Origin of the sequence: Desulfuribacillus stibiiarsenatis, from assembly GCF_001742305.1 — a bacterium.
GTDB classification, from domain to species: domain Bacteria; phylum Bacillota; class Bacilli; order Desulfuribacillales; family Desulfuribacillaceae; genus Desulfuribacillus_A; species Desulfuribacillus_A stibiiarsenatis.
In genome coordinates, this window is sequence record NZ_MJAT01000005.1 from 84,733 (window position 1) to 91,785 (window position 7,053).

The 7,053-nt window shown below is 38.6% G+C and carries 9 protein-coding genes; 5 read left to right on the forward strand and 4 right to left on the reverse strand.

Going from position 1 to position 7,053, the window contains the following annotated elements; genetic code table 11:
• Positions 1 to 8 precede the first annotated feature (8 nt).
• Positions 9 to 1,607 carry an ATP-binding protein gene (locus BHU72_RS03985; protein ID WP_069701340.1) on the reverse strand — a complete coding sequence of 533 codons (1,599 nt, stop codon included), beginning with the start codon at positions 1,605 to 1,607 and terminating at the stop codon, positions 9 to 11.
• 106 nt (positions 1,608 to 1,713) lie between these two features.
• On the opposite strand from BHU72_RS03985, the gene cwlD reads away from it, so the two are divergent.
• Positions 1,714 to 2,424, forward strand: coding sequence for an N-acetylmuramoyl-L-alanine amidase CwlD (gene cwlD / locus BHU72_RS03990; RefSeq protein ID WP_069701341.1), 711 nt, complete (start codon positions 1,714 to 1,716; stop codon positions 2,422 to 2,424).
• A 75-nt stretch (positions 2,425 to 2,499) separates the two neighbouring features.
• Positions 2,500 to 2,937 carry a DUF2889 domain-containing protein gene (locus BHU72_RS03995; protein WP_069701342.1) on the forward strand — a complete coding sequence of 146 codons (438 nt, stop codon included), beginning with the start codon at positions 2,500 to 2,502 and terminating at the stop codon, positions 2,935 to 2,937.
• 125 nt (positions 2,938 to 3,062) lie between these two features.
• Here the strand turns inward: BHU72_RS03995 and gerD are convergent, their stop codons facing one another.
• Complete coding sequence (gene gerD / locus BHU72_RS04000; RefSeq protein ID WP_069701343.1) at positions 3,063 to 3,740, reverse strand: spore germination lipoprotein GerD; 678 nt, start codon at positions 3,738 to 3,740, stop codon at positions 3,063 to 3,065.
• A gap of 145 nt (positions 3,741 to 3,885) precedes the next feature.
• Between gerD and BHU72_RS04005 the strand changes: the two genes are divergently transcribed.
• A complete protein-coding gene (locus BHU72_RS04005) occupies positions 3,886 to 4,227 on the forward strand; it encodes a DUF1694 domain-containing protein (RefSeq protein WP_069701344.1) in 342 nt (113 codons plus the stop codon).
• On the opposite strand, the gene pdaB is transcribed toward BHU72_RS04005, so the two are convergent.
• Positions 4,202 to 4,954, reverse strand: a complete 753-nt coding sequence (pdaB, locus tag BHU72_RS04010; protein WP_069701345.1) for a polysaccharide deacetylase family sporulation protein PdaB — start codon at positions 4,952 to 4,954, stop codon at positions 4,202 to 4,204. The two genes, BHU72_RS04005 and pdaB, sit on opposite strands and share 26 nt — an antisense overlap.
• 187 nt (positions 4,955 to 5,141) lie before the next feature.
• Here pdaB and BHU72_RS04015 point away from each other — a divergent pair, with 187 nt between their 5' ends.
• Positions 5,142 to 5,756: a stage II sporulation protein M gene (locus BHU72_RS04015; protein ID WP_069701346.1), complete on the forward strand. Its 615-nt coding sequence runs from the start codon at positions 5,142 to 5,144 to the stop codon at positions 5,754 to 5,756.
• A 25-nt stretch (positions 5,757 to 5,781) separates the two neighbouring features.
• Complete coding sequence (locus tag BHU72_RS04020; RefSeq protein WP_069701347.1) at positions 5,782 to 6,363, forward strand: class I SAM-dependent methyltransferase; 582 nt, start codon at positions 5,782 to 5,784, stop codon at positions 6,361 to 6,363.
• Here the strand turns inward: BHU72_RS04020 and BHU72_RS16360 are convergent.
• A complete protein-coding gene (locus BHU72_RS16360; RefSeq protein WP_301553484.1) occupies positions 6,360 to 6,494 on the reverse strand; it encodes a hypothetical protein in 135 nt (44 codons plus the stop codon). The two genes, BHU72_RS04020 and BHU72_RS16360, sit on opposite strands and share 4 nt — an antisense overlap.
• Between the last annotated feature and the right edge of the window lie 559 nt (positions 6,495 to 7,053).

Genomic DNA, 7,053 nt, shown 5'->3' on the forward strand with positions numbered 1-7,053 from the left:
TTCTCCTCCTATACCCGATTAATTGGGATGGTTACATAAAACGTACTACCAATATCTACTTCAGATTCAAAATCTATCGTACCATCTGCCGCCTTTATATACTCTTGCACAAGTGCGAGTCCAATTCCATGGTTTTTCTGTGTTTTGGTTGTGAAGCCTTGATTAAATACGCTAGAACGTATCTTTTCAGGAATCCCGCAGCCATTATCTCGGACCACAATATGAATCGTATTTTGTTTATCTTTGATATATAAATAGATATTTCTCTGTCCGATGGGGTTTTTCAGGACTGCGTCCATGGCGTTCTCAACTAAGTTACCGATAATAATAACAAAGACACTTGGGCTTACATGTTTAGGAAGAACCTTTAAAGTACTCTCGGGATCAATCATTAGATTGATGCCGAGCTCTTTTCCGCGGCTATGCTTTCCTAATAGAAGACCAGAAATACTATAATCGGAAAAGTTCTTCGTGAAAAAGCCTGTTAACACTTGTTGCTCTTCTGTAATTGAAAAGATGTAATCTATAGCGTTGCTATATTGTTGTAATTGCAAAAGGCCTGCAATCGTGTGCATTTTATTCATATGCTCATGATTCTGCGCTCGCAGAGCTTCAATGAATTTTTTAACCCCTGTTAGTTCTTCAGCGAGCAAATAGATATCCGATTGGTCCTGGAAGGTCGTAACAGAACCCAAAATTTTAGATTTAACAATAATAGGTACGCAGCTCGAAATGTATAATTTGTTTCGAATAAAGAGATTGCGATTGAATTCAGGTTCTCCTGTATCCATCACCTTTAAGGCTAGGTTAGTAGGTATAATATTATCAATGTGTAGTGAATCTAGTATATCACATTTGTTATATCCTAAAAGTCTGCGTGCATGGTTGTTAAAAACTGTCACATATCCGTCGCGATTCACGGCAATAATACCTTCCTTAATAGAATGGAATACTGCACTTCTTTCCTCTAACTTATGGGCAATCTCTAGCGGTTCCATGTTAAATAGTTGATTCTTAATGTGGTTTGCTAGAAACCAAGAACCGACAAATCCCAAGACGAGGGCGGCTAGTAAGGCGAAATAAATGTGCGCCTTGTATTTCGTCACAAGGGCTCCGTAGGTAGGTGTAAGGACACCAGCAACCACGACTCCCAATTGATTGGATTCATCCATAATTGGTACAAAAGCTCGAATCGAAGGTCCTAATACACCTTGAGCTTGTGATACATATTCGAACTCAGCAAAAGCTGGACCCTCATCTCCTCCGGAAAATACAGTTCCAATGCGGTCTTCTAAGGGGCTTGAGAAGCGAATACGATTCATATCGAGCACGACAATATAATCAATATTTGTTGCGAGACGTACACGTTCTGCGATTGGTTGAATGTGTTTCCAACCGTCTGGCTTTGTAATATTTTCTTTCAAATCATCCATTTGAGCGACGGTTTTTGCAATAGCTCTTACCCGTTCACCTAATTCATCTTCTACAGAAGTGTGAACATTCTCAATGAGTAGGGCGGCGCCTAATGAAATCGAAACGAAAACAAGGCCAAACACAAGTAAAGTAATCTTTGTCCGAATCGTTAAATTTTTTGTGAAAAAATCCATAGTTTCACGTCTTTCTGCGGTAAAAATGCATATTTATAGTAAATATACATACTATTATAGCGCAAAATTCATTTTGCGGCACAAGCTATATAAATGGAGTGATGGAATGGAACGATTGCGAAGAAAGGTAAAAGGACTCTTTATATACTCACTAGTGTTTATCTTAGTGTATGTAATGCTTCCAGGTTTTCAAGAAACGAAGGAGACCCTTGGTCTGCCTTTATCGGGAAAAGTGATTGCGATTGACGCCGGTCACGGAGGTCCTGATGGTGGTGCCATTTCCCAATCCGGTATTATAGAAAAGGACATTACGTTAGAAATCGCTCAAAAGGTAAGAGACTATTTACAACAAGCAGGCGCTGCTGTGATTATGACAAGAGAAGGCGACTATGACCTAGCAAAGGAAAATACGAAGGGCTTAAGTCGCAGAAAAGTAGAAGATTTACGTACTAGGGTAAAGATGATTAACGAGTCAAAAGCAGAGTTGTTAGTAAGCGTGCATCTAAATTCAATTCCTTCTGAAAGATGGTCAGGTGCACAGTCTTTTTATCCGATAGGCAGTGAGAAAAGCAAGTTGTTGGCAGAGAGAATTCAGGGCTACTTAATAGAAGTAACTGGAAAAACGGAGCGTGTACCGCTGCCGGATAAAAGAATATACTTAATCCGCGAAGTGAAGGTACCTGCAGTCGTCATCGAAGTTGGTTTTCTCTCCAATCCAGAAGAAGCGCAATTGATGACAACGCAAGATTATCAGACGCGTCTGGCGCACAGTATTTATTTAGGAATTATTGAATATATAGCCGAGCAACCACAATAATGTGTTTTACAGCTTGCGAACTTCATAGTATAATGGCTTCTTACAAGACTTAGGAATGCGTAAGGGGCGAGCTGTATGTTTATTTTTACAAGACAAAAGTTTAGTACAGTGGAAATGTTAGATTCGAACACGCTTAAAGCTGTCACGGCGATGAATGACACACGTCATGAAATGATTATGGAAGTGTTTATAACTTATCCAGAAATGACGATACAAGATATAAAGGCGCAGATGCTAAGAAAACCTGAGAAGGAATGCGAACCTGCCTTAGGAAATTTGCAGAAAATCATTGGTCTTACAATCGGGGAGGGACTGACGAAAAGCATCCGCGAGAAGATTGGTGACCAAAACGGCTGTACTCATCTGACGGATATGCTACTTGAATCAGCAAAAGCAGCAATTCAAGCACAATTCACGTTAAAATATCAGCACTTATCTGAGGAGCATCGCAAGCAAGAAGTGCAGAAGGTACTTAAAGATAATTGTGTATTATTTGCAGAACAAAAAATATAACGTTTAAATAAGAATACATGAATCAAGAATACATGAATCATGAATACTTAATGAAAAACCTTACATAAAATATCAAAGATAGAAAAGAACTGACACCATATAGGGTCAGTTCTTTTCTATCTTTATTACATCACGACAGAAGCAGATTGTTCACCGCCACTCCCTGCGCCACCTTCGCCACCGCCGCCTTCTTCTTCTCCGCCGCCACCGCCAGCGTCTTCTTTAATTTGTATTTCTAACTCTTCTTTTTGGATTTTACGAAGCATTTCCATAAGCTCTAATCGAGCGGCTGGTGTAAGAAAGGCTTCTTTTGCTGCCTCTTGCATTTGCTTTCGCATCGCAGAACCTTTTAACTGTTCCGTTAACATCTTTTGAAAGTCAGGCTCACTAAATACCTGAATCATGAGTTCGCGATAATCTGGGTCGAGCATTAGATTTTTGAGTAATTCTTTGTGCTGCTCTTGAACATTTTTGGCGAAATCAGCTGCAAACTTTGGGTCTTTTAATGCACTTTCTAACACTTTGCGGTTTTTCGGATCTAGTATGGATTCTGCGACAGCAGATTTTACATCGGCATCTTCGATAATGATTTCTTTTTTAATTTCAGGGTCTTTAAGCAAGTTCTTGATTGCTTCTCTACCCTCTTTCGAACCTAAGGAATCAACTACCATTTGTTTTGTATCTTGGTAATTTTGCTTACTATCCTCTGGTCGCTGGGCGGGGCTACATCCATATAGAAACACAGTGATTATAGAAAGGGCTAAGCCGATTTTCATGGATTTTGTTTTTTTATGATTCATCATTTATATTCCTCCTGTTATCGTCACCTATTTTTAGTATGAGTGGAGGAAGTTTAATTATACGGATAAAGATATTGGAAAAGTAAAATCTATATATAGGAAACTTGGAAAAAGACAATGATAAAGAGGACTACTAGGAGGTTATATTGTGGATGAGCGCAAATCTTTAGTGGAGAGCGTTTTAAAAGGGGCTGAAAGGATGCCGTTGAATCAAGAACGTAAGCTCTTTTTAGGATATGAGAGGTCAGACGTTATCATATCGTATGATCGAGCATCCTTACACAGCAAAGAAACGTTAAAGGAGGTAGAAAACATAATAGGACAAAAACGAAATTTAAAATTGATTTGCAATGGCACCAATTCTCCAGAATTAAACATGAAATATATTCAATTAGCCAGTCGACATCAGCAATCCTTCAGTATTGTAACCGATGAAGAATTTGAAGGTGACGTTGGGCTCGTAATTATTCAATCTTCTTCTTTGCAGTAGCATTTTCGATGAGTTGTGTGACGGTGACGATTTTATATCCTTTTTCTCGCAAGCCATCAATAATTCTAGGTAGCGCATCAATAGTTTGAAGTGCAGAATCACTAGCGTGTAGAAGTATAATATCTCCGGGATGAACTTTGGATAGTACATTTTCAACAATTTTATCAGGACCAGGGCGCATCCAGTCCTTAGAATCTGTATCCCACTGAATGACAGAATACCCCATATCTGCTGCGACTTTTAGAGTCCTTTTGTTGAAATCGCCGTTTGGAGTACGGATTAAAGTCGGTTCTTTCCCGGTCAGTTCCAGTAAGGTTTGGTGTGCTAATAGCATTTGTTCTTTTATGTACTCATCATCGTACTTACTATAGTTCACGTGTTTCCAACCGTGGCTGGCAATCTCAATGCCCATCTGATCCATTCTACGTACCAAATCAGCATTATCTCGTGCCCATGGACCAGATAAGAAGAACGTCACAGCTTTTGCGTTTTTTTGTTCTAAAATATTAAGAATCGGTTCGGGTGCTTTACGTCCCCAGCTAATATCAAAGGTTAAAGCAACCATCTTCTGCTCTGTATTGACTTTATAGATAGCGGAAGGATTTGATGTAGAGAATACAGAGATATAATTTCGCTCTATATAGATGAGACCAACAGCGAATAATAACAAAAACACGAAAGAACCATAACGAAGTAAAGCTTTACGATTTAAAATAAATAATCGCATCAAACGACCCCCTAATTTGTTGAGTTGTTGTTTATCAATTTGAATTTCTTATATAGAATAATGAGACATACTTAATACTTATGCACAGAATTTCATACCGATAACTTATTCAGATAAATAACACGCATCAAGTTGAAACTTTCTGAATAGCGATTATAATAGATGTACAAAAGTGCGGAGGGGAAACATGTATCGAATATTATCGCTAATCAAAGAAAACCGAAACTACATATATCTAGCGGGTATTATTTTTATTGTTGGTAATGGATTGGGAGTAGTATTTGTCGATCAGTTTTATGGACTAATAGAAGAAGCGTTAGGAACAATCAAAGATTTAGGGGAGAAAATTGCCGAAAACGGCCATCCATTCTATGCAACTTGGGTAATTTTCTTAAACAATATAAGGTCAGCTTTTATGTTTATATTATTAGGATCAATAGTAGCGATACCTACAATCTTTGGTCTCTTTATCAATGGAGTGCTTATTGGTGTTGTGCTTAGTATGATTGGCGAGGCAGGGGTATCCCCTATTATGCTGTTAATCTTCGGCGTCATGCCTCACGGTATATTTGAGATACCAGCAATCTTGATTGCAGGTGGCTTTGGCATAAAACTCGGAACCGTTTGGATTAAACCATTGCCCGGCCTTACAAGGTGGCAGAGCTATACGGCGGTTTTCCGCGAGTCGATGTATGTTTTTGTTTTTATCACAGTGCTTTTAGTTGTTGCAGGTTTGGTAGAGGGGCTTATTACGCCGGTTTTGCTGAATTATTTTGTCGGTGAGATTGGGTTGTTTCAATAATATTACTATAAAGGGGTTTTATTAAATGGGGCAGGATAGGAAATTCAATGATAGTAAGGCACATAAGCTCACGACGGAAGAAAGGAAGCATTTAATCGAACCTGATAGAATTTTGCAGCTTGCCGGCTTAAAAGCAGGAGCTTCGGTTCTAGACCTCGGTGCGGGTCCTGGTTTCTTTGCAATCCCAGCAGCAGAGATTGTCGGAAGTAGTGGACAAGTTCTAGCGGTAGACATTTCGGATAAGATGATAAGTATGCTACAAGACGAAATTGCGAGTAAAGGAATTTCTAATATACAAGTACTCCAACAAGATATTCAAGAAGAACAGAATCAAGGGAAAGAGTTTGACTTTATTATCGCATCTTTGGTTGCCCATGAAGTAGAAGACATTCCGAGCTTTCTATCTAATTGGATGAAAAGCCTAAAGACAGGCGGTAAAATCTTTATATTAGAATGGCAGAAGAAAGAAATGTCGTACGGGCCGCCAATCAACCATCGATTAGATCCGCAGTACCTTCAATCAGTGTTCAATGAACAAAGAATCCATGCAGTGCAGCTACACGAATGGAAAGATTACTTCTACTATGTAGTAGCTACTAAAAATTAGTTATTAACCAAATAGTAATAAACGAAATTAGCTAAAGCTAAAGCCAATGCCAAAGCCAAAGCTAAAACCAAAGCCAAAGCTAAAACCAAAGCCAAAGCTAAAACCAAAGCTAAAACCAAAGCTAAAACCAAAAAAGCTATGGAAACAACAACTATAAAACTGAATAGCTAATATAAAAACACAATATCGAATGATAACAAAAAAACGATTATACACAAGAATAATAGAGACAAGCAGTTTTCTTATCGCGACAAGCTGGGATTTGTTTTAAATTCGTAATTGAAGCGATTCTCGATTCGTGGTAAGATACTATTTGTCGCTCCGAAACGAGCACAAACAACACATCATACAACAGACACAAGCTTCGGCTTGCAACATGGTGAGGCAATTTCGAAAGAATCGCCCTACACAAATTCAAAAAAAGATTTCGAACAGAACTCAAAAAAAGAATTTGAAAAAACATGTTGACACAACAAACTGGCTGTGATATGATATGAAAGTCGCTAAAAACAAGGCGATGACACAAACGAAACAAACAAGCGTGGGTTGAAGCAAAAACAATCCATCAAAAAGTTCCTTGAAAACTGTATAGTGCAATCATAACAACGTCAATTCTCGCATTCGAAAGAATGCAGACTGTGCAGGACAGGAAACCTGCTATGTTGATAGAACAGACAAACTATTCACAAG

Coding starts and splice junctions, on each gene's coding strand:
- BHU72_RS03985 (WP_069701340.1), bottom strand. CDS start 1,607: ATGGATTTTTTCACAAAAAATTTAACGATTCGGACAAAGATTACTTTA.
- gerD (WP_069701343.1), bottom strand. CDS start 3,740: ATGATGAATCATAAAAAAACAAAATCCATGAAAATCGGCTTAGCCCTT.
- BHU72_RS04015 (WP_069701346.1), top strand. CDS start 5,142: ATGTATCGAATATTATCGCTAATCAAAGAAAACCGAAACTACATATAT.
- cwlD (WP_069701341.1), top strand. CDS start 1,714: ATGGAACGATTGCGAAGAAAGGTAAAAGGACTCTTTATATACTCACTA.
- pdaB (WP_069701345.1), bottom strand. CDS start 4,954: ATGCGATTATTTATTTTAAATCGTAAAGCTTTACTTCGTTATGGTTCT.
- BHU72_RS03995 (WP_069701342.1), top strand. CDS start 2,500: ATGTTTATTTTTACAAGACAAAAGTTTAGTACAGTGGAAATGTTAGAT.
- BHU72_RS04020 (WP_069701347.1), top strand. CDS start 5,782: ATGGGGCAGGATAGGAAATTCAATGATAGTAAGGCACATAAGCTCACG.